Genomic DNA, 26128 nt, shown 5'->3' with positions numbered 1-26128 from the left:
CTTTTTATGAAGGTGCTAATGTTTGGGTGGGAATTTCCGCCACATATTTCAGGAGGTCTAGGAACGGCATGCTACGGCTTGGTCAAGGGTCTGGCTCATCACCATCAAGACATCATATTTGTGGTGCCTAAACTATGGGGCGATGAAGAACCGCTGGCAGATTTTGTCAATGCGAGCGACATCACTATAGATTACCGCGAAAAACGATTTAAGAAATTCTGGAAAAACCTTACTTACTTAGAAGTAAGTAGTTTTCTGGTTCCGTATCTGGGGCCGGAAGAATTTAGGAAATATACCGATTACGCTATTCATGACAGGACTGACGTAGATGAAAGCGTGTTCTCCACCAAATTTGAATTCAGCGGCAAATACGGAAAGGACCTGATGATGGAAGTTTCCCGCTATGCCCTCGTTGCAGCACACATTTCCAAAGCGAAAGAACATGACATTATCCATGCCCACGACTGGCTATCTTTCCCTGCGGGCATTGCAGCAAAGGAAATCAGCGGCAAGCCTATGATAGCTCATGTGCATGCTACTGAATTTGACCGCTCGGGCGAATCCGTCAATCAAGTAGTGTACGATATTGAAAGAGCGGGAATGCATGCCGCCGACCATATAGTGGCGGTAAGTCAACTGACCAAGAATATAATTGTCAAAAAATATGGTGTTCCTGCGGGGAAGATAACAGTACTGCACAACGCTGTTTTGGATGCAAGCATTATCAAATCCAGCTACCAAAAGAAAGTGCCGGAAAAGATCGTGACTTTCTTGGGAAGAATAACTTTTCAAAAAGGACCGGAATACTTTGTAGAAGCAGCTAAAAAAGTCATAGAAAGAGACCCCAATGTCCGTTTTGTAATGGCTGGAAACGGAGATTTATTAAATAGGATGATTGACCGGGTAGCAGAGCTACGGATGGGTACTAAGTTTCATTTCACAGGTTTTCTCAAAGGCGATGATGTGGATCACATGTATGCCATCTCAGATGTCTATGTGATGCCGTCTGTATCTGAGCCATTTGGCATTTCACCTCTAGAAGCTGTACGTCACAACACCCCTGTGATTATTTCCAAACAATCCGGAGTAGCAGAAGTCCTCAATAATGCGATCAAAATTGATTTTTGGGATATAGACTCAATGGCTGATGCGATTTTTGCATTGCTTCATTATGACGGTATTTCCAGGATGTTCAAAGAACTTGGAACTGAAGAATTAAAAAAATTAAAATGGGAGCATGTGGCTGAAAAGCTTGTCACTGTGTACCAACAAACATTACCACAGAAACCATGAGAACCATATGCTTTTACTTTCAGGTTCATCAGCCATACCGCCTGAAACCTTATCGTTTTTTTGATATCGGGGACGATCATCACTATTGGGACGATTTTTCCAATCGTAGCATCATGAGAAAAGTAGCACAAAAATGCTACCTCCCAATGAATGCCTTGCTACTGGAAATGATACATAAGTATAACGGAGCTTTTAAAGTGAGCTTTTCTATGTCGGGTGTTTTTCTCGACCAGCTAGAAGCCTACGCTCCCGATGTTCTGGAGAGTTTTCAAAAGCTAGTGGCAACAGGTCATTGTGAATTACTAAACGAAACCTATGCACATACGCTTGCAGCATTGAAGAGTAAGGAAGAATTTCAGAGCATGGTCAAAAAGCATCAGGAAAAAATAAAGAAACTCTTCAATGGCTACCAGCCTAAAGTGTTTAGAAATACCGAGTTAATCTATTCAGATCAGATCGGTGCTACAGTGGCAGAAATGGGTTTTGAGGCCATACTCACTGAAGGAGCAAAGCACATACTCGGATGGAAAAGCCCCAACTATGTGTACTGCAACAGCATTAACCCCAATCTAAAAGTATTACTGAAGAATTTCCAGCTTTCTGATGATATCGCTTTCCGATTTGGAAATAAAAGCTGGGATGACTATCCGCTTACTACGGATAAGTTCGTCAAATGGATCAACAACGTCCCCAAAGAAGAAGAAACTATAAATCTCTTTATGGATTATGAAACTTTCGGTGAGCACCAATGGGCAGAAACCGGTATTTTCGAATTTATGAAGTCACTCCCTGATGCGGTTTTCAGCCACACCAACTTCACATTCTCTACTCCTTCAGAAATTGCTTCCAAAATCTCGCCGGTAGGAAAAATCCATGTACCCATTCCCATCTCGTGGGCTGATGAAGAGCGGGATCTGACAGCTTGGCTAGGCAACGATCTGCAAGACGAGGCTTTTGATAGGTTGTATGAAATGGAAAAACTGGTGAAAGATATAGACGATGAAGATATTCAGCGGGACTGGACATATCTGCAAACAAGTGATCACTTTTACTATATGTGTACCAAATTCTTTTCTGATGGAGATATTCACGCTTATTTCAGTCCATACGAGTCCCCATATGAAGCATTTATTAACTACATGAATGTACTCAGTGACTTTATGATCAGGGTGAAGGAAAAATCCGTGATTCCTAAAGCTTAACTTACATCTCCATATTTTAATTTTAAGCAGAAAGACCGACGATTGTCGGTCTTTCTGCTTAAATAGCCCTATTTCCAGCTTAGAACATGTAACCGTGAACCTCCTTCTTGGACGGTTTGTAAAATATCATTCCATTTTCAGGGTCTGAATCGAACAGTGGCTCTTTATCATTCAATTCTATTTTTCCCGTGGCTTTACCACTCGCTTTGTCCACTCGAACCAGACCATTCCCCCCGCCCACATCTGTCAAAATAAAAGTATTTACTCCTCTGGATTTGGTTGCCTTGAATCTTTTTCCTGCCGCTTGAGCCATCCCATTCGCTAAGTTTGCATAAAAATCTGCCTGTCGCTTATAATCTTCTCCATACTTGTTGTAGCTCACATTGGAGTAGGTATTGTGATTTGCTCCCGCTGCTGCTGAAGATGCGGCAGTCATCGCCAATGCTGCCACCTGAATCGTACGCAAAGCTATCCTGCCTGCAAGTGATATTTTCGGAGAAGGCCAGTGATTTTGGTAGAGTACCCGGCCAGTTTCATCGAACCCCATCATATTTTGACTGGAAGAAAGAACAAAATTTGCCCCAGTATGCTCCAGATTATCAGGAGATTCTTTCTCTTGGAATTTGATATCATCTATAATGACTTTTTTACTTCCGCTGATCAAATCTACATGATATATTTTCCCGTCTGCGTAGAAAATCTCTCGGTCCATCCCAGGCTTGGCTCTTAAAATCGTCTCTCCTTTGATCATATTCTTGCCATCCCAGAGCGGTTTTCCATCAAAACCAAAAAGTCCGATAGACCCATCTCCATTCCGATACATAATTCCCGTTCCGGTCAATTGATCAATTTCAATTCCCTTGATTTTTTCAGACCACTTCTCTTCGCCCGTGTTCTTATCCAATACAGTGAGGTATTTGTCTTTTTCTCCCACAGCAATTCCGTGATTCCCGCCCATATCCACCACTACTCCATCTAATTTTTTGGCGGTCCACTTTACTTCTCCTGATTCCGCATCAAACAGCGTAAAGTTCTTCTCATCTGCCGCTATTACTCCATAGTACTCAGCATTGAGTATGGGAATGTCTTTAGAAGAAAGCTCCTTTTCCCATTTTACATTTCCTAAATTGAGATCCAGAGCAGTAAGCAATCCTCTACCTCCTTTTTTCTGGTAGATATAGCCTTCAGTCAGATCCAAATTCGCCCCAAAAGACTGGAATGAGTTCTTCTTATCCGCAACAGAGTAAGACCACAGGACTGTCCCCGTTTTCGCATCGATTTTTGACGCAATATCATCTGCCAGCAAAAAGAGATTACCATCCTGCGTGACCGTAGGCTCAAAATTAGAGCTCACCTGATCATTGCCCCACAGTTCATCTCCGGACTTCAGGTCAATCAATTTTGTCAATTGATGCGCCGGAGTACCTTGAGCCTTAATGTCGATCCAGTTTCCCGTGATCATCACAGCTTTTAGCTCAGGGATGTAGGCTGTCCCCCCATAATTAAATGTGGCTGTCTCCGAACCTAATGCTCTAAGTGAAGTGAGCACTTTTTGGGTTGGCATGCCTGCTTTGGCCGGTGACGTGACGACCTCTCCAGTGCGTATATTTAGTACAACGAAGTTTTTGACCAGCGCAAAGTCAGAATATTTCACCACCGCAAAATCCGATACAGTGGGATCTGAATCATCCGTTAACACGTGTATAAGCGCTTCAGTGTATTTCTGATTTTTGCCATCAGCACCTTTAATGGCTTTGGCGGAATTATACAGATCTTCGTTGGACCACAACAACTTGCCTGTGTTAGCGTCGACACCGTGCAGCCCCCAATCGGAACTTCCAATCAAGAGAATCTTATTAGGTGTGTACCTTGTCCACTCCACCCCTTTGTCCAGCGTCACTTTCCAAGCTGGTTCTTGTGCAAAACTTGAAGTCAAAGCAGTTAAAATCAGGACGAGGCTCAAGCAGGTTATTTTTTTTAATGAGTAGGGCTTTTTCATAATTAAAGAGATTTTACCCAAAATTATGAGATGGTCATGCCGTACACCATACGGCATCTGCCCTACATATTGGCAAAAAAAGGCTGTCTCTCCTATGAGACAGCCTCTATGCTTAGCTCATCGATTCTCAATAGCTCTCCTGCTCATTTGGAAAGTCCTTATTCTTCACATCTTTGATATATTGGCCAAAGGCATCCATCATAATTCCCTGTAGATCGGCATATTGCCTCAAAAATCTCGGCTTGAATTCCTGAGTGATTCCCAGCATATCATGCACGACCAGCACCTGACCATCCACACCGCCTCCTGCACCTATTCCGATAATTGGTATGGACACTGATTCGGCTACTTTCTTCGCCAGGTCCGCAGGAATTTTTTCCACCACTATTGCGAAGCATCCCAACTCTTCCAAAAGCTTTGCATCCTCCAAAAGCTTGGATGCTTCAGTATCTTCTTTAGCTCTCACAGTGTAAGTCCCAAACTTATAAATCGACTGGGGAGTCAATCCCAAGTGCCCCATTACAGGTACTCCAGCACTTAGTATCCTCGCTACGGATTCTTTGATCTCAGACCCACCCTCCACTTTTATAGCATGGGCGCCTGATTCTTTCATGATCCGGATAGTTGACCGCAAAGCCTCAGAGCTATTCCCCTGATAGCTACCAAAAGGGATATCAACTACCACGAAAGCTCTGCTCACCGCTCTTACTACAGAAGAGGCATGATAAATCATCTGATCCAACGTAATAGGCAAGGTAGTCTCATGACCCGCCATAACATTGGAAGCAGAATCTCCCACGAGAATAATATCGATCCCCGCTGCATCCACGATTTTGGCCATGGAATAATCATAGGCTGTGAGCATTGAGATCTTCTCACCACGGTCCTTCATCTCCTGAAGAATGTGCGTAGTGATTCTTTTTACGTTTGCAGAGGAATGTACTGACATAGTAATTAGTGTAGATAAACGAAGTAATTGTCTCCTGAGAAATCTACCTTGATATGTTCATTGAGCGTAGTGGAAAGTTCGAAACCCGTGTAATCCGGCCGAATCGGAAAAAGACCATGGCTGCGATTGACCAGCACTGCTATTTCCATTTTATATAGTTCTTCTTCCAAAAAAGGCTTCATCGCATACACCAACGTTTTTCCGGTGTTTAGCACATCGTCCACCAAAATCAGGGTTTTTCCCTGCAAATCTATTGCAGCGGAAAGCTGTACTTGCTCCGAAGCAACATGGACTTTATCCAAAATAACTTCGGTCAGCTCAATTGTAAGTGGAGAGATTGCTTTTAGCTCTGCAGCAAGAAGTTGGGCCAGGGTTCCTCCCATTCCGGAAATCCCCGCAAACACAACGCCTTTAGAGTTGAGATTTCTTTCGTAAATCTCATAAGCCATCCGGGTTATTTTCTTCTTTATCTGCTGGTGATTGAGTACTTCGCTCATGGTATTTTTCAAAAATGAAAATTAGGCCAATTCTACTTGGATTCAAAATCAAACAAACAGCTTATCTGTAGTCATCCTCCTCATTGAGGATATTCAAATAACTTTCGTAGCGATAAGGATGAATGAATCCTGCCTCTACCTTGTCGATCACTACACAGCCGGGTTCGTTCACATGCTGACAATTATTGTATTTGCACTGTCCCAGGTATTTTCTCATTTCCGGAAAATAATGGGAAAGTTCGTTATCCTCTATATCCAAAATCCCAAACTCCTTGATCCCCGGAGTATCGATGAGATCACCGCCGTTCTCTAAGGCAAAAAGTTCGGCGAAAGTAGTGGTATGCACCCCTTTGGAAGTAAATCCGGAAACCTCTTTGGTATGCTGAGCTGCTTCGGGAACCAGTGCATTGAGCAAGGTAGACTTCCCCACTCCAGAATGTCCCGAGATTAAAGTTGACTTACCGGCTAAGACCGAATTGAATTTATCCTTCAGATTCTCTTCTTTGAGGGCAGACACTTCAATTACCTGATATCCCAGAGGCTCATAGATCTTGTGAATATCCAATAGCCAATCCTCCGCCTTCTCTCCTGACATTTGATCCATTTTATTCACAACCAAGATTGCCGGAATCCGAAAGCTCTCTGTGCTGACCAAAAATCTATCTATAAATCCCAAGGATGTCCTCGGACTTTTCATTGTAATGACAAGAATCGCCTGATCGAGATTGCTGGCAATGATATGGGAAAAATGCTGCTTTCGGGTTGACTTTCGGATCACATAATTCTCTCTGGGTAAAATATCCGAAATCACTGCAGTCTCCTGATTTTCTTCTTTTGCCAATAACACCCAGTCCCCCACAGCAATTGGATTGGTCAACTTAAGGTCGTCCTGCTTAAACTTCCCCTTCAATCTTGAAGCAACGACTTCTCCGTCGGACTGCACCAAATACCAGCTCCCAGTGGATTTAATCACTCTTCCTTTCATATGCTTCTAATTTCTTTCAATGGCCATAAACTGTCCTGCGACGTAGGAAACGGGATGCCCGCCTGCACTACAGACAGGGAGTGTTGCATAGTTAAAAACCAAACCTCTTTATTGCACCTAATCATGCTCGATTTCATGCCTTAGAAGTCAACTTTTCCACCTTATTAATAATTTTCGCCGCTGCGCCTATATTCATTTTTACCCATTTTTGAGCCGAATCAGTACTTTGCCCATAAAAATCAGGCTGTTCCAATCTCTCAAAAACCACCCTCAAACTTTCTACATCACTGACCTCAAATCCACATCCATTCTCCTGACTTTCAGCTGATTCAGGGAATTTAGTTAATCTTCTTAATTTGCCAAAAATCACCGGGACACCGAAACCCAAGGGCTCCAAAATATTATGAAGTCCTTTGCCAAAAGCACCGCCCACATAGGCCACTCTGGCAAATTGATACAATGAACTTAGCATCCCAATATTATCAATAAAAAGTACATCTGGACAAAATTCCGGATCCCATTGAGAATACTTGGAAGTTTTCAGCGACAAATGTTCAGACCAACGGTTCATTGGCTCAGGATTCAAATCATGCGGCGCAATAATCCACCGGTAATCCCGATTGGCATTCATCAAGGGGATCAAGAGATCCATGTCCTCTTGCCATACAGATCCCGCTACTATAGTCGGCCTATCCCCTACCCATTTAACCAGTTCTGGAAACTCTTTATAGTTCTTTGCAGTTTCAGCCACTCGGTCAAAACGCGTGTCACCGGCAACACTCGCATTCGGATAGTCAACTGATTTCAGTAAGTCCAATGTAGCCTGATTTTGGGAAAAAATATAGTCGAATTGAAACAGAATGTTTCTAAAAAACCCATCTCTCCGGAAATAGATTTGATCCGGTCGGAAAGCCGCTGAAAAAAGGAAAAGCGGTATTTCTCTGGCTTTGACAGCCATTATATGGTGATACCAAAGATCATACTTGATAAAAAAAGTAAGGCTGGGGTTCAAAACAGTAACGAATTTTTCTGCTTGTTTTTTGCTGTCCAGAGGCATATAGGTGATAAAATCAACATTGGGTTGCGGCTTCTTGACCACGTTGTCAAAGCCTGATGGACTAAAAAAACTTACTGCAATTAAATAACTGGGACTCACCTGCTTCAATTCAGCAATGACAGGTTTTGCCTGCTCATATTCTCCTAAAGAAGCCACATGAAACCACGCCAACTCACCTGGGCTTTTGGATCTGAAACCTTCTAGTCTCTGAAATAGATTTTTTCTCCCAGCTAAGAAATGCCTAATTTTGGGGATAAACAGTCCTGCCAGGGGCAAAAGTATCCTGGCAAAAAATATCCCGATTCTATAAATCCATTTCATTCGTCAAAAGTAGCCATTTGACTGGAAATAGTTTTATTCACAATAATTTACACCTTGAAGGATTATTAGTAGTCAGTTTTATGCTTTTTGACAAAAAAAACACCAACTGTACCGTGCATTTCCCCATAGAATTTGCTACTTTACAAAGCCCTCGTTTTTTCAAGAAGCTAGTTAAGTTCAGAGTTAACGCAATATGATTAGAGTTTTATTTGTTTGTCTTGGCAATATCTGCAGGTCTCCCTTAGCTGAAGCTATTTTCAATAGCAAAGTAAAGCTAGCAGGCATGGAGTCACAATTCAAATGTGATAGTGCCGGGACTTCTGATTTTCACATTGGTGAACTGCCTGATGAACGGACAATAAAATGTGCTTCCAAATACAATCTCCCACTCTATCATCGAAGCAGGCAAGTAAACCGCACGGATTTTAGAGATTTTGAGTACATCTTGGCAATGGATGACAATAACCTACGAAATCTAAACAATCTAAAAGTACGATACGGCTTTGCTGACAAAGAAATCCACCTGATGCGGAATTTTGTGGCTGAGACTCAGGGGATGTCTGTTCCTGACCCGTACTATGGTGGAGAAGAAGGATTTGAGGAAATATATCAGATTTTGGATGAAGCTATCGATAGTTTTCTTACCCAGGTAAAAGCCACTCACCAGCTCTACGCCTAACCATAACAACCTCACATACAGTTATTTATACTGAATGGATTTTTAAAATCAGCAAGGTTTCTACGCCCATTTCCGTTACTTGTATATCTGAATCTTGTTGGAACGGCCTATCTTCCCTTAATTAAATGAATCTATCAATTGGTAAAATAGGCCGATTGCCAATATGCCTTAACTTAAGTTTAAAGCCACCTTCTCACCCGTTTTCACAGCCTCGAAAATTGCATCTATAATTTTCATATCTTTTACGCCCTCTTCACCATTTACAGGGACTTCAGGTTGTTTCCCCTCAAAAATAATTGCAGCCATCTCATCCATCTGTACAGTCTGATGAGTAACAATGGGTTCTGTCAGGGGACCGGCATGAGTCTGCCCCTCAATAGGCCCGTAGCCAGTGGAAGGCTGCATTTCTACCCAGCCATTACTGCCATTGAGATAAAATCTATCCAGATTATTCATGTTATAGGTGGAAAGACATGAAGCAATCACCCCATTAGGAAAGCCAAGTTGGAAGGTAATCGTCTCGTCTATTCCTTCTTTAAATTTTTCAGAATCGGTTTTCACCTCTTGAGCGGTCACCCATATCGGCTCTTCGCCTATCATATATCTTGCTCCGTTAATAGCATAAATCCCAATATCCATCATCGCTCCTCCACCTGAAAGTATCCGATCCAAGCGCCACTGAGTTGGGTCGCCGATCACAAAACCACATAAGCCCTGGAAGAATCGAATTTCTCCCAATTCTCCATCTTTACGCATCCTGATCACTTCCAGTGTATTCGGCTCAAAGTGCATACGATAACCTATCAGTAGATGAACGCCGGCTGTTTTACAAGCATCTACCATGGCCTGCCCATCTTCTGCACTGATAGCCATAGGCTTTTCACAGATAGCATGCTTCCCAGCTTTTGCCACCCGGATTACCTGATCTTTGTGCAAGGCATTGGGAGTGATTACGTATACGGCATCGATATCAGGATTATCTTTTATCGCATCGAAATTATCGTAATCGTAACAGTTCTTAGCAGGGATATTATAGGTTGATTTCCAATCTTCCACTTTGGAAGGAGTGCCGCTGATCACTCCAACAAGTTTTACACGATTACAATCTTGAATCGCTTCCGCGACTCTTGTACCATAGCTTCCCAAGCCCATAATGGCAACTCGAAGTACTTCGGAATCTTTGGAAACAATATTCATAGAATTTGTCATAGCTGAAAGAGGGTTAAAAGCAGGTACAGCCAATGCCATAGCTGACAGACTGGCCTTTTGCAAAAATAATCTTCTGGTTTTCATGATTTAGGTTTTTGAGTTCGGATAACCTGAAAATATTGATTTTTGTCCAAATACCCTCACCCATTCATAAATGACTTTTATAAAGCTTATTTTATCCTTCGGACGATCTGAACCGTATTCCTTGTGCTTTGCTCTAATAGCACCTCATAGCCTTCTAATAGCGTTGATATAGAATCATTTTTCGGATGAAGTACAGTGAGTAGCTCAAGTCCTTCGTTATACCTAATTTCAAAATGCCTATTAAGCTTTGAAAGCAGTTTCTCCAGCTTAAACAACTGGGAATCGATCACTATAGAGATGGAAATTGCAGAAGTCTGTAGCATATTCACGCGCAGCTTTAGTCCCTGCAATTGTTCATAAACTTGATGGATATGTTTCTCCTCAATAAAGGTGAAGTCTGTCACTTTAAAACTCACAAGGACCTGGTTCTTTTTCAAAATAAATGTGGGTACCTGTTCAGCCTTGGCCCGCGAATAGATTTTAGTCCCCGGCTCATCCGGATTGAGAAAAGACTTCACAAAAAGCGGGATGCCTGAATTTGCCAAGGGCTTAATTGTCTTGGGATGAATCACAGATGCACCGTAAAAAGTCATTTCTGCAGCTTGCCCGTAATCCAACTCAGCAAAAAGAGTGGTCCCTACAAAAATCTTCGGATCTGCATTCAGAACACCGGGAACATCTTTCCAGATGGTGACAGATCCTGCTTCAAGACTCGCAGCCAAAATCGCAGCGGTGAAATCTGAGCCCTCCCGTCCCAATGTAGTAGGTCTGCCTATATTATCAGCCCCGATAAACCCCTGAGTCAAAACGGGAAACTGTGTCAGCTTTGGCTTCAGTTGAGACTGGCAATTAGCACGGGTCCTCTCCCAATTTATCTTCGCAAAGCGGAAATCACTATCGGTACATATCAGCTCCCGGGCATCTTGCCAAAGAACAAGTAAATTTTGAGAGCATAAATACTCCATCACTATCCGTGAAGAAAGCAATTCACCAAAACCGATTATCCGGTCATAATACTCATCGTAGTTGTCCTTGGAAATAGGCTTTTCAAGCGCATGATGGAGTTGGATGAAATAATTCTCGATTTTCGGAAAAACCACATGTCCTTGCGGAAACAACGCCGTGCAAATATCTAAATGGAAGCTTTTTAAAATTGTACTATTCATAGAATAATCCCGATTCTCCAATTTGAGAGACAGAATATTCTCCAAGTGATTGGTGGTTTTCCCCATGGCTGAGACCACAATCACAAAATTATTTCGCAATCGATTACGGAGAATAACAGCCAAGTTTTGCACTGCAAACACATCTTTTACTGATGCCCCTCCAAATTTGTAAATTTGAGTTTTGGTCATTAAAATATTTGCTTATTTTTCAAGAGAATCAAACCACCAATTGAACTATTCCAATATATGAAAACTCTACCTTATCAGCCAGATCAAAGCGGTTTGGCCTACTCTGTAGGTACTACACTTGACCGCTTCATCAAACTCAAGCAAAGCGATTTCCCTTTTGCTTCAGGCGAACTTTCACAACTGCTGCGAGACATAGCACTAGCCGCTAAGATAGTAAATCGTGAAACTACACGTGCAGGACTATCGAACATCGGAGGAGCTTTCGGCCAAGTCAACATACAAGGCGAAGAGCAGCAAAAACTGGATGTCATAGCAAATATTCGATTTATGCGTGCCTTGAGTAAAGGTGGCGAAGTCTGTGCCATAGTTTCAGAAGAGGAAGATTCTGTCATTGATTTACAAAACAGTTCAGGCAAGTATGTAGTGGCCATTGACCCGCTTGACGGAAGCTCAAATATTGATGTCAACATCAGCATAGGGACGATTTTCTCTATTTACCGCAGAAGAACCCCTGTCGGAAGCCCTATTCAAACAGAAGATATCATGCAGGCAGGCACAGAGCAGGTTGCGGCAGGATATGTACTCTATGGCTCTTCCACTATGCTGGTGTACACTACATGCTTTGGGGTGAACGGCTTCACTTATGAGCAATCACTAGGTGAATTCTTCCTTTCCCATCCAAATATTCAGGCTCCAAAAAACGGGGAAATCTACTCCGTAAATGAAGGAACCCAAAAAGAGTGGGAAGAAGGAATCAAGGCTTATGTCAACGAATGCAAGGAAAGAAAATACGCAGCAAGATACATTGGCTCCCTTGTCGCTGATTTCCATAGAAACCTACTAAAAGGCGGAATCTACCTGTACCCTGCTACCAAAAAGAATCCTTCAGGAAAGCTTCGTTTGCTCTATGAGGCCAATGCATTGGCATTGATCGCAGAGCAAGCCGGCGCAATGGCTACAGATGGAACTCAACGAATTCTGGAGATCATACCGACGTCCCTTCACCAAAGAACCCCTCTATTGATTGGCTCTTCCGACATGGTAAAAGAAGCAGAATCAATGATGTCATCAGCTGTAGAAAAGCCCCTTCTATAAGCAGTAGGTGTAAAAAAAACACAGGAATCGTAAAATGTCGTTTATCTTGCATTCTCATTTATATGCTATGAAATCGAACATGGTCCCGTATCTACGAGATCACACGCTACGATGATTATTTCCCCCATGCAAGATTCCATCCGGCAGCTAAAAAACAATTATAAACAGATGAAAACTATCAATCGCTATTTGCCTATTGCCTTTCTGGCTGCTGGACTGTCTAGTTGGACTTCATGTTCTTCAAAAGAAGAAGTTAAAGTCGAGCCTATCGACGAGACCCATGCCATTCAAACTGAAAAGATGCCGGTCAACGTCGACACGCTCTATACAGAGTTTGATAACCCTTGGGGAATGACCTGGCTTACTGACGGCAGAATGCTGGTCACTGAGAAAAAAGGTGAAGTTCTGATTTTCAAAGACGATAAGTTTACAGGAGAGAAAATCCAGGGACTTCCAGAAGTTTGGACAGTAAACCAATCTGGACTTTTGGATATAGCAGCTCATCCTAATTTCGATGAAAATGGCTGGATCTATATATCCTATGGCAAACCGATGCCTGATAGCACTTCTTCTACTACTATCATGAGATTCAAATTGGAAGGCAACAATGCTGTCAATCAAGAAGAACTTATCCAGTCTCTGCCTGCTTGGAAAGGCGGTAGACATCTGGGAAGTCGAATCGTATTTGACAATGATGGTTATCTTTACTACTCCAGCGGAGAGCGTGGAGACACTCCTTCCAATGCCCAAGACTTAACTAATTCCCATGGAAAAATCCACCGAATTCATGACGACGGAAGAATCCCGACAGACAATCCATTTGTAGCTACGGAAGGGGCTATGCCTTCGATCTGGACTTTTGGCAACAGAAATCCCCAAGGAATGTATTTCGACAAGGAAAACAATAAGCTGTACGCTGCCGAACATGGCCCTCAAGGTGGTGATGAGTTGAACCTGATCGAAAAAGGCAAAAATTACGGCTGGCCGGTGATCACGTGGGGCATAGACTATGATGGAACCCCCATATCAGATATCCAGGAAAAAGAAGGAATGGAGCAACCTTTGACCTATTATGTTCCGTCCATTGCCACCTCAGGTATAACGATGGTAACTTCAGACAAGTATCCTGCATGGAAGGGCGATATACTAATTGGAGCACTGGCCAAAATGCACATCAATCGAGTGGACATGGATGGATCAAAAGCTTTATCCCAAGAGGTGATGCTTCAGGATATCGGTCGGGTACGCCAGGTTTCTCAAAGTCCGGACGGCTACATCTATGCAATCACCCAAGGCAGTGGATTGATGGTGAAATTGATTCCAATTATTAAATAAGTAAGTAAAAAACGCATAAAAAAATCCTCTTTTGAGCAGTTCAAAAGAGGATTTTTTATACGGATTTTTATTAAAGATCTACACGAAATCTACATCCACATTAAAGGGGTATTTCATCAGAAACTGTAGTGCGTCTTCAATTTCCAGATCTTCGAAGAGTACCCGATAAAGATTCTCAGTGATGGGTGCTCTCAGATCTGCGGTTTCCAAAAACGCTTTGATGATTCTTACTGTATTGATTCCCTCTGCTACCTCTTCCATATCACCGACTATAGTGTCCAGCGATTCTCCTTTGGCAAGCCTAAATCCTACCGTAAAATTCCTGGAATGAACTGAATTGCAGGTAGCAACCAAATCACCTATTCCTGCCAATCCCATGACAGACTTGATACTTCCACCAAGTGCATTACCCAAGTGAATCATCTCTACCATTCCCCTACTAATCAGTAGCCCTTTTGCATTTTCCCCCAATCCCAAACCTGCCAAAGCTCCTGAAGCGATCGCAATAATATTCTTCAACACACCACTGATCTCTACGCCGATAATATCGGAGTTTCCATAAACCTGAAATTTCTCAGATCTCAATAGGCTCTGTCCCTCCAGTATCACCTCATTGTATTTACTCGCGATCACTGTAGCGGCAGGCTGTCCCTGAGAAAGCTCTTTGGAGAGATTAGGCCCTGCCAAGCACCCTACCCGTACAGCGACAGTTTCCTGAAGAATCACTTCACTCATGGTCAAGATCTGACTACGTTTGATCCGCTTCACTGTTTCCAGCATTTCACCCGACTGTAGATTCAAGCAAAGCCCTTTCGTCCCATGAATGATCAAATGATATGGAAAAAGGAAAGGAGAGAAAGTTCTTACCACATCCTGAAAACCGGACGAGGGAACCATGAAAAACAGCACATCACAGCTTTTGGCAAGTTGTTCCGGGTCATTTGACGCGATTATATTCTTACTTAATTCTTTTCCTTGGGCTGTATGAACCGAATTAATTTCGTCCACCACTTCCTGCTTTCTTGCATACACCATCACTGGATTCTTGGCTGCAAGAATATTAGCTATTGCCGCACCAAAGCTCCCAACCCCGATCACGCCGATATACTTTGGTTTAGAAGAGTTTTTCGAATCCATATCCTGTTAATCTGTTGTGGTAATAGTAAAGCAGACTCATGTCGTCAGTACCTATATCGCCATTTTTATCTTGAATAATTGGCCGCTTGGCATGATACATCCCTACGTTGTCTATTCCCTGTTTGATTATTTCTTCCATATCACGTGAAAGGTGTGGTGCTGTATTGATTAGTTTCTGAGACTTGAGCTCGTTGATTTTATCCAGCACCAGCTGACAGTTCACTTTGAACTCCTCGTAAGAAATACTTATATCCTCTTCAGGAAGCCTTAGTAAATCAAACAGATCCAGCTTCTTGTTTTGCCTTTTGACAAGTTCAAATGCCACAAAAGCCACCAAATGAGAATTGAATACCCGGTTGATCTTGTGAAATTCCTCGACGATTCGCTTGCCCAGCATATTCGTATACTCTTCCTCACGCTGATTATCCACGGAAACCTTGCCATCGGAAATAAAATAATCCCGCGTATCAATTATACGCCCATGCTTATCCAAACTCCTTCCATCCACATCTACATAATTCCCAAGCACATCCATTGCCTTACCTACCGACACTGAGATATCAGAGCCTTTGGTGAAAAATTTGATCAGGAACTTTGAAATCTTGTATGAATTCGAAAACTCATCATTCTCCTTATAATATCTTTCTTGTCCCGTGATACTCAAGTGATCCCGGATCAAACCCGGAGCTTCCAGCACAAAGTGGTAGTTGATCGTCACAGGCACGATGAAAATTTTGCCCGAAATATCATTCAGCCCATTCTCAAAGTTTGCCCGCTGGGCTTCGATTGCGGTGCTCAGCAGCCCAAGTTTCAGCTTCGATTCGATCATCCCGCTACGGGATCTTGTACCTCCGGGAAAAAACAAACTATGACAGCCAAACTGAATAGCTTCCTTAGAATACGTCTTGAGCGTCTCCAAGTACATTAGGTTTTTCTTTCTTCTATCCACTTTATAAGCACCAAGTGAGTTCATAAAGTAGGCAAAAATGGAAATATTGAAGAGATTCAAACCTGCTCCATAGATAAACGGCGGCAATCCCAAAACGGAAATCACCCAACCAATCAAGATACTGTCAAGATTACTGAAATGCGTAGGCACCATCACCACCGTTCCTTTGGTAGCCAAGTCTCTCAACTGATCTGTTTCACCCGTAATCTGGATTTTATCCTGAAGTGTGTACTGATTACTGAAAATAGACTTAAAACCCTTGACACGAGCCGCATTCAACAGTCGTGAAAAGCCGTAAGTGACTACAGATCTGGTGAATTTATAATGCGTAGCCTTGAAATTACTTGCAATTTCTTCCGCATAGCGAGCTGTGATACTATTCAGTACTGCCTTATACTCCTGAAACCTCTTTACTTTACTTCGCGCTGACTCAGTGCTGATTTGCACCAGCGAAGATTTCACGCCACTCCAAAAAGAACCATCGTCATCCGGATCTACTACCCACGCATTCTGCTTTATCCGGAGTTTTTCACGATAAAGCGTGGTTTCTAACTCTTCCTTGAGAATGTCAGGATTATTGCCTGTGAGCTTGAGAATTCTATCCTCTGATAGATCAGCTACCTTTTTCACAAACTCCTTCCGCTCCCTCGCTAGCTTCACTACCGGCCATTCGTCTTTGCTGGGGTGAATCGGTTCGTACTTATGCTTAATGTATTTCTCCTCCAAGTGGCTGGTTTTTGTTAAAAATCTAATCAAAGATAGTGAAAAAGCCCTTTTCACTACGAATGATCATTCGGAAGAAAAAGCAGAAGGTTTGGATTTCGATTTCACAATGACAGCCACAACAGTTGAGGTAGCAATCCCCATAATTAAAGCTCCCACTACAGACATGATCATATAGCTTTGTAAATTAAAGTAGGAATCAGCTTCCTCCTGAGTCATCTCACCTGTACTCACAGAGTAATTAATAATATTGGTAAAATAATCAGGAGTAATAAATTCACTGGTGATGTATTGAGAAAATGGACTCAAAATCGCCACAATCAGAGTAATCACCAAACCTGCCATGAATCCCTGATAATAGTTAATCACGCCGTGATAGAAATTCTTTCTTTTATCCAGCAAAGCAAAAATATAGATCAAAACCGCAGGAATTGCTACCAAGCTAGGCACGGCGGCATGGTCTTCAATCTTCTCATTATGCCATCCCATAGATTTCTCCAAGAACACCCAAGCCAGCATCATTACTATAAAAATTAACACCCATTTGATTTCAATCTTAATATTTCTCATAGTTCCATGGGTTAGGAATGCAAAATCACTAATACAAAATTTCATTTGTTCACTAAGTGTTTTTTTAATGGTCATAACCTATCCCGCGACGAAGGAAACGGGGTGCCTGCCTGTCATCGGACGGACAATCTCACAATGTGGATAATCATCCCTCTGTATTTCGCTTGCATCGTCCTCGATTTATTAAAATCAACCTCATTTTCGATTGATTGCTACAGCTATGCTCCCAATCCCTTGTCAATGAGAGAAAGGGTATTATTTTTACGGCATCAAAGACCGGATGAAACCAGACCTTAAGCAAATACAAGTACCTATAGAGAGCGAAATGGCTCAGTTTGAGCTGAAATTTCGGGTCTCCATGAAAAGCAAGGTCAAGTTGCTCGACCACATTACCAATTACATTGTCAAGCGCAAAGGGAAGCAGATGCGTCCTATGTTTGTCTTCTTGACTGCGGGGGTATGTGGTGGGATAAACGACTCTACACATCGTGGTGCTGCTCTTATAGAATTGCTGCATACCGCCACCTTGGTACATGATGATGTCGTGGATGACGCCAACTACCGTCGTGGGTTTTTCTCGGTAAACGCCCTCTGGAAAAACAAAATCGCAGTACTTGTCGGGGACTACCTTCTATCCAGAGGCTTACTTTTAAGTGTGGACAACGGTGACTTCAAACTGCTCAAAATCGTATCCAATGCCGTAAAAGAGATGTCTGAAGGCGAACTTCTCCAAATCGCCAAAGCCAGAAAACTCGATATCACTGAGGAAGTCTATTACGATATCATCCGACAAAAAACCGCAAGCCTGATGGCCTCATGCTGTGCTGTGGGTGCATCCAGTACTGAAAGTAGCGACGAAACTATTGCCAAAATGCGGGAATTCGGCGAAAAAGTAGGAATGGCCTTCCAGATCAAAGATGACCTTTTTGACTATGGTGAAGATGAAATCGGCAAACCTGTCGGTATTGACATCAAAGAGAAGAAGATGACTCTTCCCCTTATTTTTGCGTTGCAACACGCTGACTGGCTAGAGAAAAAGAAAATCATCCATCTAATCCGCAATCGAAGCGAAGACAAGAAAGCTGTAAATCAAGTGATCAGCTTTGTAAAGAAAAGCGGAGGGCTGGAATATGCCAAAACCATCATGGACCGATTCTACATGGAAGCACTCGATATCCTGAAAACCTTCCCTGACTCAACTTACAAAACATCCTTAGAAGGACTCGTGAGCTACACTATCGAAAGAAAGAAGTAGAAATTTTTAGTATTTGTGTGCAGATAGGTAATTGATCTAAATCTCCTTGATTTACAGGTTGGAAGACCGAAGACGGGTGACTGTCAGAAGTAGCCTCAATGCTAGTGTTTAACATCAAATGAGCAGGGTTTCAATGTTTTTTTTATTGAATTTGCGAAATAAGCTAATCACTTTTTCTCGGCTTTAATCCTCCCAATGTATCTTATCTCATTCTTGATATCTTTTATAATATCATATGATACTATCAAGCAGGCCTTTTAATTTTCCAACGGTTTCTTAAAGTGACTTCAAATACCCCTTAAACTCTTCAAAATCATTCCCCATACTCTCCACCTTTTTCTTTCCATCCATAAAAGCAGCCAATCGCTCAGGTAGAGTCAATTTCAAATCCAGCGCTTTCTCTACTGTTTCCCTGAACTTGCCAGGATGTGCAGTCTCCAGAAATACCCCTTGGAAATTGGAGTTTTCTGCCATAAACTCTTTCAATCCTCTATAGCCCACAGCCCCATGCGGATCGAGCGTATAGCCAGATTCGTGGACTTGCTGCATTACTTCTACCGTTTCCTCATCTGTGTAAAAATATCCTTTTACATTATCTTTCAGATCTTGCTCATCTCCTCCGTAAAGAGCTAGCAGACGAGGGAAATTACTTGGATTGCCAACATCCATGCTGTTGCTAAGGGTTGCTATAGATGACATAGCCTGAAAATCAGCTCCATTCAAATAGTCAGGAACGACCTTGTTCACGTTAGTAGCAGCGACAAATTGCTCTATCGGCAGCCCCATTCTTTGGGCTAAAATACCGGCTGCTATATTCCCGAAATTCCCCGAAGGAACAGCGAAAGCTACTTTTCTATCGTTTTTAGGAAGTCTGGAAAAAGCATAGAAATAGTACAAGCATTGCGGAATCCATCTGGCCACATTAATAGAATTGGCAGAGGTAAGTAAAAGTTTTTCGTTTAACTCAGTATCCAAAAACGCCTCTTTTACCATCTTCTGACAATCGTCAAAAACGCCATCAACTTCCAGCGCAGTGATATTTTGCCCCAAGGTAGTAAACTGCTTTTCCTGAAGTTCACTTACTTTACCCTTCGGAAAAAGAATAATCACTTCCACTCCATCCACACCAAGAAATCCATTTGCGACAGCACTTCCTGTATCCCCGGAAGTGGCTACCAGCACACGTACTTTCCGATCGGATTTCTCCATCAACATACTCATCAATTTGGAACAAAAGCGTGCCCCAAAGTCCTTGAATGCCAGGGTAGACCCATGAAAAAGCTCCAAGCTATAGACATCTTCCTCCACCTGTACCAGGGGGGCATCGAAAGTCAAGGTATGGTCTACCAGTTCGTTGATCTGCGCTTCACTCAAAGCCGTCGAAAACAATGCGCCAATGACTTCATAGCCAATTTTCCGGAAAGTCATCTCAGGGAATTTGTCCAAAAGTTCTTGCGATAAAACCGGGATTTCTGTAGGCATGTAAAGCCCCTGATCCGGTGCCAATCCTTTTATCACAGCCTCCGCCAAACCTACTTGATGGTTGAAATTGTTCGTACTATAAAACTTCATATCCTTATTTTTCTTCGATGACGTAAGCGCCTTTGGTGTTGATTTCAGAGAAATAAACATCCACTCCCAATCCGATTTCTCGGTAGATTTCTTCTGCCGCCTTTGCTATTGCAATGGCCGTTTCTTTACCCTTCGATAGGGCAAAAAGTGTAGGTCCCGAACCGGAAATCCCCATTCCCAATGCTCCCGCCGCTTTCAAAGCTTCCCTTACCTCGTAGAATCCCGGAAGCAAGACAGCCCGGTAAGGTTCAGCGATCACATCCCTAAGCGATCTTGAAATTAATTCAAAATCCTCCTCATATAATCCTGCGATAAGACCCGCAACATTACCTGACTGAATCGTTGCATGCTTCATAGGAATCTGATCTCTCAAAACTGATCGGGAATCAGCCGTTTTAAGCTCGAAATGTGGGTGTACCAGTGTGCAGCAAAGACCACTTGGGACTGGAAGTTTGATCACATCCAGCGGATGGTAATCACGGATCAACACAAAACCTCCCAATAAGCTTGGTGCCACATTATCTGCATGACCTGCTCCGCAAGCGACTTTTTCGGCAGCTATCGCAAAAGGCAAGAGATCTTTCTTCTCAAAAGGCTCTCCAAGTAGCCTATTCGCCGCAGCCAAAGCCGCCACAGCACTTGCCGCGCTTGACCCCATCCCTGACCCTAATGGCAAACCTTTGGTCAGGTAAATATTCATCCCAACATTGGATTTCAATTCATCCAACATCGCCTGAATAGCCACTGCACAGGTGTTTTTCTCTGCATCAAGGGGGAGCTTACCCCCGTCTCCCGCTATAGAAACCACAACCAAGCCAGGTTCATCCTTGAGAACCAGTTCTACAGTATCACCCATCGCATCAATCGCAAATCCCAGAATATCAAATCCACAGGACACATTGGCGACGGTTGCTGGGGCAAAAGCTTTTACTGAGTGAAGCATTATTCCCTAGTGTAGTTACCGATACGAATCACATCTGCAAACACACCTGCAGCAGTCACATCTGCTCCAGCCCCAGGACCTCTGATGATCATTGGCCTATCATGGTATCGATCAGTTGTCAACAAAATCATATTGTCACTTCCTCCCAAACCACTAAACGGATGGGCAATAGGTAGTGACTTCAATCCGACTTTGGCTTTACCATCCTCTAAAGTCGCCATGAACCGCAGTTTCTCGCCTTTAGCCTCAGCGGTTTTTAGCATTTCGGCAAAGTCGCTGTCATGGGTCTTCAACACTTCAAAAAATTCGGAAACAGAACCTAAATCCTGACAATCCCCAGGTACCATGCTTTGGATTTCTATAGAATCAAACTCCAAATCCTGCTCTGCTTCCCGGCCTAAAATCAGAATCTTTCTTGCCACATCCATTCCGCTCAAATCATCCCTTGGATCCGGCTCAGTAAAGCCCAGTTCTTTTGCTTTTTTCACTACTTCGGAGAAAGGATCTCCTTTCTCGAGCTCAGAGAAAATATAATTCATAGATCCGGAAAGCACGGCTTCTATGCGGATTACCTTATCCCCACTAAGCATCAAATCCTGAAGGGTGTTGATCACCGGAAGTCCCGCCGCCACGTTGGTTTCATAAAGGAATTTCACGCCACGCTTCTTCGCCAACTTCTTCAAAGCCCTGTATTGCTCCATGGAGCCGGAGTTTGCTTTTTTATTCGGAGTGACTATGGCCACTTTTGCTTCCAGTATCTGAGTATAGAGCTCTGCCACATCCTGACTGGCGGTACAATCCACAAAGACCGAGTTGGAGAAATTCATCTCTTCCATCGTTCTGATGAACTTATTCAAGTCTGTTTTACTATCAGTATCACTCAGTTGATAAGGATTGCTGAGGTCAAATCCATCTTCATGGAATGCCATATATCGGCTGTTTGCCAAGCCGTGAATCTGTATATCCAGTTCATTGTCTCCACGCAGCTTTTGTTGTTGGTTTGCGATCATTTTGATCAAGGCCTGACCGATCAAGCCTGTTCCCACTAAAAACACGTGAAGCACTTTATTCTCAGAAAGGAAGAATGCTTCATGAAGGGCATTGAGTGCCTTTTGCAAATCAGGCTGAGGGATCACAGCCGAAATATTCAATTCCGAACTTCCCTGAGCAATCGCCGCTACGTTGATATTATTTCTTCCCAATGCACGGAACATCCGTCCGGAAGCCCCCGGGTTATGTTTCATATTTTCTCCCACTACAGCCACAGTCGCCAAATCATGAAGCAGTACAACTTCGTCCATTTCTCCTGACTTGATTTCGTAGAAAAACTCTTTTTCCACTGACTCCTTAGCCAAATAAGACTCCTGGGTCTTGATCGCTAAGCAAATGCTATGCTCTGAGGAAGCCTGAGAGATCAACAAAATATTGACTTTAGCTTCTGCCAAAGCTTTGAAAACACGGCTGGTACCTACCACTGAATCCAGCAACCCCGCTCCCTGCACTGTCACAATTGACACATTTGAGATAGAGCTTATACCTTTGATCAAAGCTCCCGGACTTACTTCCCCGTTGATCAGCGTCCCGGGATTCTCCGGTTCAAAAGTATTCTTAATATAAATCGGAATGCTTTTGCGCATCGCCGGCTGCATGGTGGCCGGAAAAATTACTTTTGCACCAAAATGCGAAAGCTCCATCGCCTCATTATAGCTCAGCTGAGGAATGGTAAATGCAGTATAAACCAACTTCGGATCTGAAGTCAACACACCCGAAACATCAGTCCAAATCTCTAGATTTTCCGCACCCAATGCTGCCGCAAAAATCGCAGCTGTATAGTCAGAACCCGATCTACCCAGCGTGGTGGTTTCTCCTTTCTCAGTGGATGCGATGAAACCGGTAATTACTTTGATTCCGTCGTGCTTCGCAAAATAATCTTTGATCAACCCATTGGTGACCTCGAAATCAACTTTTGCCTGCCCAAATCTATCGTTGGTACGTATTACGTCTCTGGCATCAAGAAATTGTGTCTTGAACCCATGCCCATGCATAGATTCCGCAAGGATAAAAGCAGCTAGTCTCTCTCCAAAACTTGCCACATAATCAAGTGTACGAACCGAATTTTCTTTGATGAGGTAGATGCCGTGGAAAAGATCCTCAAGCTCTTTGAACCTCACTTTTACAAAAGTCATGACAGTAGACTGACTCTGTACTGAGATAAGTTGACGGACAATAGTCAAGTGCTTTTCTTCCAGCGTCTGAAGCACCTCCCGGTAAGCCTCATCCCCTTCCCTGGCTAGCTGGGCAATCTTCAACAAACTTTCCGTAACTCCACCAAAAGCAGAAAAAACAATGGCTACTTCGTGTTCCTTGAGTTTGTCCTGAATGATGGAGAAAACTCGCTGAATATTTTCTGGGTTCGCTACGGATGAGCCACCGAACTTGAGGATTTTCATAAATATTACTTCTGAAATTAATTACTGGGAAATTAAAATAGACCTATAAAAGGCCCTGGGGGCGGGTACTTTATAAATTGCAACGGGATCACCCCGTAATCGTGGTACCAATCCATGTCGTCATAGAAAAAATGGTGCAGGCTCCCGCTTCCAAGGCTGGAAGTAGATTTAGGTCTGAAGAGATTTTTGCTGCAAATACCATAACTGGACAATTGACAGGACAATCTTACTGCCAAAATTTCTATTAGCCAAACAATCCATTAGAGTTTTTTGAGAAAAACCGAAATCCGGTTAGAAATTAAGCAACAATTCCCCAAAAAACTTAGAATTTGACATATATCGTTGTCTTAGCACTTGAAACACAAAATTGTATTTGGAACCAAATTACTTAAATTCGTTAAGCATTAAACCCATCAAAAAATGAGCACTTGCAAAACCCTACTCTTCGGACTTATTTTCTTGCTGTTCGCCGGCTGTGAAAGCACTAAATCCCTGAACCCTCTGAGTCTTCTCACCGGAAATAGCTGGGTACTCTCATCTCTTATGGGCAAAGGACTTGATATGAACCATTTCGTAGGCGGCATTCCATCTCTGAGCTTTTTAGACGATGGCAGATTGGCAGGATTTGCCGGCTGTAATAATTTCTCGGGAAACTTTTCAATTGAAGGATCACAGATCAACCTTGATCCCGGAGCAATGACCAAAAAAATGTGCCCCGGCTCGGGTGAGCAAGAATTCATTTCCACTTTAGCCAAAGTAGGTGATTTGAAAGTAACAAAAGACAAACTCACCCTACTCGATGGGGCCACCGAGTTGATGAGTTTCGTCCCTAAGAATGACTGAGTAAAATTTATTGCAATTCAGTAATCCGGATAGATTTTCCACGGAATTCTACCTGCTCATCCTTCTTAGCCCCTACCAAAATCTCACCTAAAGGAGAGTTTTTACTTAGCATAAAAAGCTTTTGCCCATCCACAGTTATTTGCCCTAAACTTACAGAAATCAAATATTTATCCTTGCCTACCTGCACCAAACTTCCTTCCTGGACAGACGAGGAGGGCTCTTTGATTGCCTGAAGCCTACACAGTTCATCAAATTCAAAATTGGCCTGTTTGAGCTGATTCTCCACAGTCATAAGATCACGGGACATCATTTCTCTCCCTGTTTCAAACTTATCCCCGGCACTACTTTTTGTGTCTTCCAAAATCCCATCATTGATAGCCTTTCGCTCAGTCTTCAATAGATTGATTTTTTCTTTTACCTGCGCGATCGCAGTCTGGTAAACTTTTTCTTTAAACGTATTCATAAATTATCAAGAGCAGCCGTCTTTTCGGCGAGTATCGATGATGTAAACAATTTTCCAGCCTTCGGCCATTTTTACTAATTGAAAGGAATTCACGCCACAATGGCTGAATTTATCATTGAAATAAAACTCATAGGGTGTCCAGACAGCAGCCAATTGTTCGTCAATTGTGATTAGATAGTCTGTTATTCTTTCGTCAATCACAGCTTCTTCCGGGAGACCTCCTATTCCTTTGACAAAATCAGCAACTGACCCTGCTTTTACCACGCCTGTTTCCCCTGAGGTTTCTATCGTCTGCATAATGGCATTTTCTGAGAAAACAGCCGCAATTTGATCCGGATCCTTAGCTCTCATTCCATAGAAAAGAGATTCAATTACAGCTTTTACCGCATCTTCATCGGACTGGGCAACCCCAGGAATTGCCACCATTAAAGCAAAAATGGCGGATAATAGATAGTGCTTGTTCATATGGATCAATTATACTTCACCATAAAGCTTGAAGGTCATATTCTGTAATGCATGTGTATTGACAGCATAATGCATAGCCTCTGCTATCTCATCAGCATTCACCCACTTACTAAAATCAGCCTCTGGCATTGATTTGCGATTGGGAGGAGTATCAATAATACTTGGAACAAATACGTGTGACCTGATCGGAGTATCTTTAGTCTCTTCCCCCACTATTTCAGCCAGAGAAATGATTAATTTTTTACTCAATGCGTATGCCAAAGTTTCTTTCGCATCTTTCATTTGTAGTGCAGGACGGGCACCTACAAATAGGAAAGTGCCTTTTCCCTGTTTTTTCATCACCGGCAAAAAGCCTTTTACCAGATGAAACGCTGAGAAAAAATTAAGATTGAACATTTTTTCCAGATCTGCCTGACTAGTTTCCGCTATTCCGCCCATCGCAAAACCGCCGACTAAAAACGCCAATGCATCCACATCCCCATATTGTAAGTGGTATTCTTTGATAAAATCAGCGACCGCTGCTTCATCCGTCACATCCACTTCATACGAGTCGTCAGCTTCCTCTACCTCGTGGTTTTTGCCTGGATGCAAAAGTGCAATGATATGATATCCCTCTCTCTTAAACTTCTCCACTACTGCTAAACCTAGATTTCCGCCTGCTCCTGTGATAATGATATTTCTGCTCATACTACTCCGAA

General features: G+C 42.8%; 23 protein-coding genes. 7 read left to right on the top strand and 16 right to left on the bottom strand.

Annotation, left to right across the window (positions count from 1 at the left end):
* Window positions 1-6: 6 nt before the first annotated feature.
* Window positions 7-1293, top strand: coding sequence for a glycosyltransferase family 4 protein (locus ID165_RS24375; protein WP_192347992.1), 1287 nt, complete (start codon window positions 7-9; stop codon window positions 1291-1293).
* Window positions 1290-2495 carry a glycoside hydrolase family 57 protein gene (locus ID165_RS24370; RefSeq protein ID WP_192347991.1) on the top strand — a complete coding sequence of 402 codons (1206 nt, stop codon included), beginning with the start codon at window positions 1290-1292 and terminating at the stop codon, window positions 2493-2495. The genes ID165_RS24375 and ID165_RS24370 overlap by 4 nt, the downstream gene beginning before the upstream one ends.
* A 79-nt stretch (window positions 2496-2574) precedes the next feature.
* Here the strand turns inward: ID165_RS24370 and ID165_RS24365 are convergent, their stop codons facing one another.
* The 5 genes from ID165_RS24365 to ID165_RS24345 all read right to left on the bottom strand — a co-directional run bounded on the left by ID165_RS24365 (window position 2575) and on the right by ID165_RS24345 (window position 8303).
* Window positions 2575-4494, bottom strand: a complete 1920-nt coding sequence (locus ID165_RS24365) for a PQQ-binding-like beta-propeller repeat protein (RefSeq protein ID WP_192347990.1) — start codon at window positions 4492-4494, stop codon at window positions 2575-2577.
* Window positions 4495-4621: 127 nt separating this feature from the next.
* Window positions 4622-5443, bottom strand: a complete 822-nt coding sequence (gene panB / locus ID165_RS24360) for a 3-methyl-2-oxobutanoate hydroxymethyltransferase (RefSeq protein ID WP_192347989.1) — start codon at window positions 5441-5443, stop codon at window positions 4622-4624.
* A 5-nt stretch (window positions 5444-5448) separates the two neighbouring features.
* Window positions 5449-5940 (bottom strand): phosphoribosyltransferase family protein, encoded by a 492-nt coding sequence (locus tag ID165_RS24355; RefSeq protein WP_192347988.1) that lies wholly within the window; start codon window positions 5938-5940, stop codon window positions 5449-5451.
* A gap of 61 nt (window positions 5941-6001) precedes the next feature.
* Complete coding sequence (gene rsgA, locus ID165_RS24350; RefSeq protein WP_192347987.1) at window positions 6002-6925, bottom strand: ribosome small subunit-dependent GTPase A; 924 nt, start codon at window positions 6923-6925, stop codon at window positions 6002-6004.
* 133 nt (window positions 6926-7058) lie between these two features.
* On the bottom strand, window positions 7059-8303 hold the full coding sequence (locus tag ID165_RS24345) for a 3-deoxy-D-manno-octulosonic acid transferase (RefSeq protein WP_192347986.1): 1245 nt from the start codon (window positions 8301-8303) through the stop codon (window positions 7059-7061).
* A gap of 193 nt (window positions 8304-8496) precedes the next feature.
* Between ID165_RS24345 and ID165_RS24340 the strand changes: the two genes are divergently transcribed.
* Window positions 8497-8982, top strand: coding sequence for a low molecular weight protein-tyrosine-phosphatase (locus ID165_RS24340; RefSeq protein ID WP_192347985.1), 486 nt, complete (start codon window positions 8497-8499; stop codon window positions 8980-8982).
* A gap of 168 nt (window positions 8983-9150) precedes the next feature.
* On the opposite strand, the gene ID165_RS24335 is transcribed toward ID165_RS24340, so the two are convergent.
* On the bottom strand, window positions 9151-10275 hold the full coding sequence (locus ID165_RS24335; RefSeq protein ID WP_192347984.1) for a Gfo/Idh/MocA family protein: 1125 nt from the start codon (window positions 10273-10275) through the stop codon (window positions 9151-9153).
* An 86-nt stretch (window positions 10276-10361) separates the two neighbouring features.
* Entirely contained in the window at window positions 10362-11630 is a 1269-nt protein-coding gene (locus ID165_RS24330; protein WP_192347983.1) for an aspartate kinase, read from the bottom strand.
* A 57-nt stretch (window positions 11631-11687) separates the two neighbouring features.
* Here ID165_RS24330 and fbp point away from each other — a divergent pair, with 57 nt between their 5' ends.
* Both fbp and ID165_RS24320 read left to right on the top strand, forming a co-directional pair.
* On the top strand, window positions 11688-12725 hold the full coding sequence (fbp, locus tag ID165_RS24325; RefSeq protein ID WP_192347982.1) for a class 1 fructose-bisphosphatase: 1038 nt from the start codon (window positions 11688-11690) through the stop codon (window positions 12723-12725).
* Window positions 12726-12893: 168 nt separating this feature from the next.
* Complete coding sequence (locus ID165_RS24320) at window positions 12894-14060, top strand: PQQ-dependent sugar dehydrogenase (protein ID WP_192347981.1); 1167 nt, start codon at window positions 12894-12896, stop codon at window positions 14058-14060.
* Between the two features lie 78 nt (window positions 14061-14138).
* Here ID165_RS24320 and ID165_RS24315 read toward each other — a convergent pair whose 3' ends face one another.
* From ID165_RS24315 to ID165_RS24305, 3 genes are all read right to left on the bottom strand, one after another.
* Entirely contained in the window at window positions 14139-15197 is a 1059-nt protein-coding gene (locus tag ID165_RS24315) for an NAD(P)H-dependent glycerol-3-phosphate dehydrogenase (RefSeq protein WP_192347980.1), read from the bottom strand.
* Entirely contained in the window at window positions 15175-16872 is a 1698-nt protein-coding gene (locus ID165_RS24310) for a 1-acyl-sn-glycerol-3-phosphate acyltransferase (RefSeq protein ID WP_192347979.1), read from the bottom strand. The genes ID165_RS24315 and ID165_RS24310 overlap by 23 nt, the downstream gene beginning before the upstream one ends.
* 63 nt (window positions 16873-16935) lie before the next feature.
* Window positions 16936-17439: a DUF4199 domain-containing protein gene (locus ID165_RS24305; RefSeq protein ID WP_192347978.1), complete on the bottom strand. Its 504-nt coding sequence runs from the start codon at window positions 17437-17439 to the stop codon at window positions 16936-16938.
* Window positions 17440-17719: 280 nt separating this feature from the next.
* Between ID165_RS24305 and ID165_RS24300 the strand changes: the two genes are divergently transcribed.
* Window positions 17720-18694 (top strand): polyprenyl synthetase family protein, encoded by a 975-nt coding sequence (locus ID165_RS24300; protein WP_192347977.1) that lies wholly within the window; start codon window positions 17720-17722, stop codon window positions 18692-18694.
* A gap of 276 nt (window positions 18695-18970) precedes the next feature.
* Here the strand turns inward: ID165_RS24300 and thrC are convergent, their stop codons facing one another.
* From thrC to thrA, 3 genes are read right to left on the bottom strand one after another with little or no spacing between them, the layout of a single operon-like run.
* Window positions 18971-20266, bottom strand: coding sequence for a threonine synthase (gene thrC / locus ID165_RS24295; RefSeq protein WP_192347976.1), 1296 nt, complete (start codon window positions 20264-20266; stop codon window positions 18971-18973).
* Window positions 20267-20270: 4 nt separating this feature from the next.
* Window positions 20271-21209, bottom strand: a complete 939-nt coding sequence (locus ID165_RS24290) for a homoserine kinase (RefSeq protein ID WP_192347975.1) — start codon at window positions 21207-21209, stop codon at window positions 20271-20273.
* Window positions 21209-23659 carry a bifunctional aspartate kinase/homoserine dehydrogenase I gene (thrA, locus tag ID165_RS24285; protein WP_192347974.1) on the bottom strand — a complete coding sequence of 817 codons (2451 nt, stop codon included), beginning with the start codon at window positions 23657-23659 and terminating at the stop codon, window positions 21209-21211. The genes ID165_RS24290 and thrA overlap by 1 nt, the downstream gene beginning before the upstream one ends.
* Window positions 23660-24079: 420 nt before the next feature.
* On the opposite strand from thrA, the gene ID165_RS24280 reads away from it, so the two are divergent.
* Complete coding sequence (locus ID165_RS24280; protein WP_192347973.1) at window positions 24080-24502, top strand: META domain-containing protein; 423 nt, start codon at window positions 24080-24082, stop codon at window positions 24500-24502.
* A gap of 7 nt (window positions 24503-24509) precedes the next feature.
* On the opposite strand, the gene ID165_RS24275 is transcribed toward ID165_RS24280, so the two are convergent.
* Genes ID165_RS24275 through ID165_RS24265 form a run of 3 tightly spaced genes read right to left on the bottom strand, consistent with a single transcriptional unit; the run spans window position 24510 to window position 26117 of the window.
* Window positions 24510-24965: a hypothetical protein gene (locus ID165_RS24275; RefSeq protein ID WP_192347972.1), complete on the bottom strand. Its 456-nt coding sequence runs from the start codon at window positions 24963-24965 to the stop codon at window positions 24510-24512.
* A 6-nt stretch (window positions 24966-24971) separates the two neighbouring features.
* Window positions 24972-25430: a nuclear transport factor 2 family protein gene (locus tag ID165_RS24270; protein ID WP_225586889.1), complete on the bottom strand. Its 459-nt coding sequence runs from the start codon at window positions 25428-25430 to the stop codon at window positions 24972-24974.
* Window positions 25431-25439: 9 nt separating this feature from the next.
* Window positions 25440-26117 carry an SDR family NAD(P)-dependent oxidoreductase gene (locus tag ID165_RS24265; RefSeq protein WP_192347971.1) on the bottom strand — a complete coding sequence of 226 codons (678 nt, stop codon included), beginning with the start codon at window positions 26115-26117 and terminating at the stop codon, window positions 25440-25442.
* Window positions 26118-26128: the final 11 nt, after the last annotated feature.

The sequence above is a fragment of the Algoriphagus sp. Y33 genome, from assembly GCF_014838715.1.
Classification (GTDB): Bacteria; Bacteroidota; Bacteroidia; order Cytophagales; family Cyclobacteriaceae; genus Algoriphagus.
The sequence above is the reverse complement of the archived record's forward strand: the minus strand, read 5'-3'. Positions and strand labels throughout refer to the sequence as shown.

What these genes read in the sequence shown, in the direction of transcription:
- ID165_RS24315 (WP_192347980.1), bottom strand. Translation starts at nt 15,197, where the DNA reads ATGGATTCGAAAAACTCTTCTAAACCAAAGTATATCGGCGTGATCGGG.
- rsgA (WP_192347987.1), bottom strand. Translation starts at nt 6,925, where the DNA reads ATGAAAGGAAGAGTGATTAAATCCACTGGGAGCTGGTATTTGGTGCAG.
- ID165_RS24340 (WP_192347985.1), top strand. Translation starts at nt 8,497, where the DNA reads ATGATTAGAGTTTTATTTGTTTGTCTTGGCAATATCTGCAGGTCTCCC.
- ID165_RS24275 (WP_192347972.1), bottom strand. Translation starts at nt 24,965, where the DNA reads ATGAATACGTTTAAAGAAAAAGTTTACCAGACTGCGATCGCGCAGGTA.
- ID165_RS24270 (WP_225586889.1), bottom strand. Translation starts at nt 25,430, where the DNA reads ATGAACAAGCACTATCTATTATCCGCCATTTTTGCTTTAATGGTGGCA.
- ID165_RS24280 (WP_192347973.1), top strand. Translation starts at nt 24,080, where the DNA reads ATGAGCACTTGCAAAACCCTACTCTTCGGACTTATTTTCTTGCTGTTC.
- ID165_RS24370 (WP_192347991.1), top strand. Translation starts at nt 1,290, where the DNA reads ATGAGAACCATATGCTTTTACTTTCAGGTTCATCAGCCATACCGCCTG.
- ID165_RS24290 (WP_192347975.1), bottom strand. Translation starts at nt 21,209, where the DNA reads ATGCTTCACTCAGTAAAAGCTTTTGCCCCAGCAACCGTCGCCAATGTG.
- ID165_RS24375 (WP_192347992.1), top strand. Translation starts at nt 7, where the DNA reads ATGAAGGTGCTAATGTTTGGGTGGGAATTTCCGCCACATATTTCAGGA.
- ID165_RS24335 (WP_192347984.1), bottom strand. Translation starts at nt 10,275, where the DNA reads ATGAAAACCAGAAGATTATTTTTGCAAAAGGCCAGTCTGTCAGCTATG.
- ID165_RS24265 (WP_192347971.1), bottom strand. Translation starts at nt 26,117, where the DNA reads ATGAGCAGAAATATCATTATCACAGGAGCAGGCGGAAATCTAGGTTTA.
- ID165_RS24300 (WP_192347977.1), top strand. Translation starts at nt 17,720, where the DNA reads ATGAAACCAGACCTTAAGCAAATACAAGTACCTATAGAGAGCGAAATG.
- fbp (WP_192347982.1), top strand. Translation starts at nt 11,688, where the DNA reads ATGAAAACTCTACCTTATCAGCCAGATCAAAGCGGTTTGGCCTACTCT.
- ID165_RS24355 (WP_192347988.1), bottom strand. Translation starts at nt 5,940, where the DNA reads ATGAGCGAAGTACTCAATCACCAGCAGATAAAGAAGAAAATAACCCGG.
- panB (WP_192347989.1), bottom strand. Translation starts at nt 5,443, where the DNA reads ATGTCAGTACATTCCTCTGCAAACGTAAAAAGAATCACTACGCACATT.
- thrC (WP_192347976.1), bottom strand. Translation starts at nt 20,266, where the DNA reads ATGAAGTTTTATAGTACGAACAATTTCAACCATCAAGTAGGTTTGGCG.
- ID165_RS24320 (WP_192347981.1), top strand. Translation starts at nt 12,894, where the DNA reads ATGAAAACTATCAATCGCTATTTGCCTATTGCCTTTCTGGCTGCTGGA.
- ID165_RS24330 (WP_192347983.1), bottom strand. Translation starts at nt 11,630, where the DNA reads ATGACCAAAACTCAAATTTACAAATTTGGAGGGGCATCAGTAAAAGAT.
- ID165_RS24365 (WP_192347990.1), bottom strand. Translation starts at nt 4,494, where the DNA reads ATGAAAAAGCCCTACTCATTAAAAAAAATAACCTGCTTGAGCCTCGTC.
- ID165_RS24305 (WP_192347978.1), bottom strand. Translation starts at nt 17,439, where the DNA reads ATGAGAAATATTAAGATTGAAATCAAATGGGTGTTAATTTTTATAGTA.
- ID165_RS24345 (WP_192347986.1), bottom strand. Translation starts at nt 8,303, where the DNA reads ATGAAATGGATTTATAGAATCGGGATATTTTTTGCCAGGATACTTTTG.
- thrA (WP_192347974.1), bottom strand. Translation starts at nt 23,659, where the DNA reads ATGAAAATCCTCAAGTTCGGTGGCTCATCCGTAGCGAACCCAGAAAAT.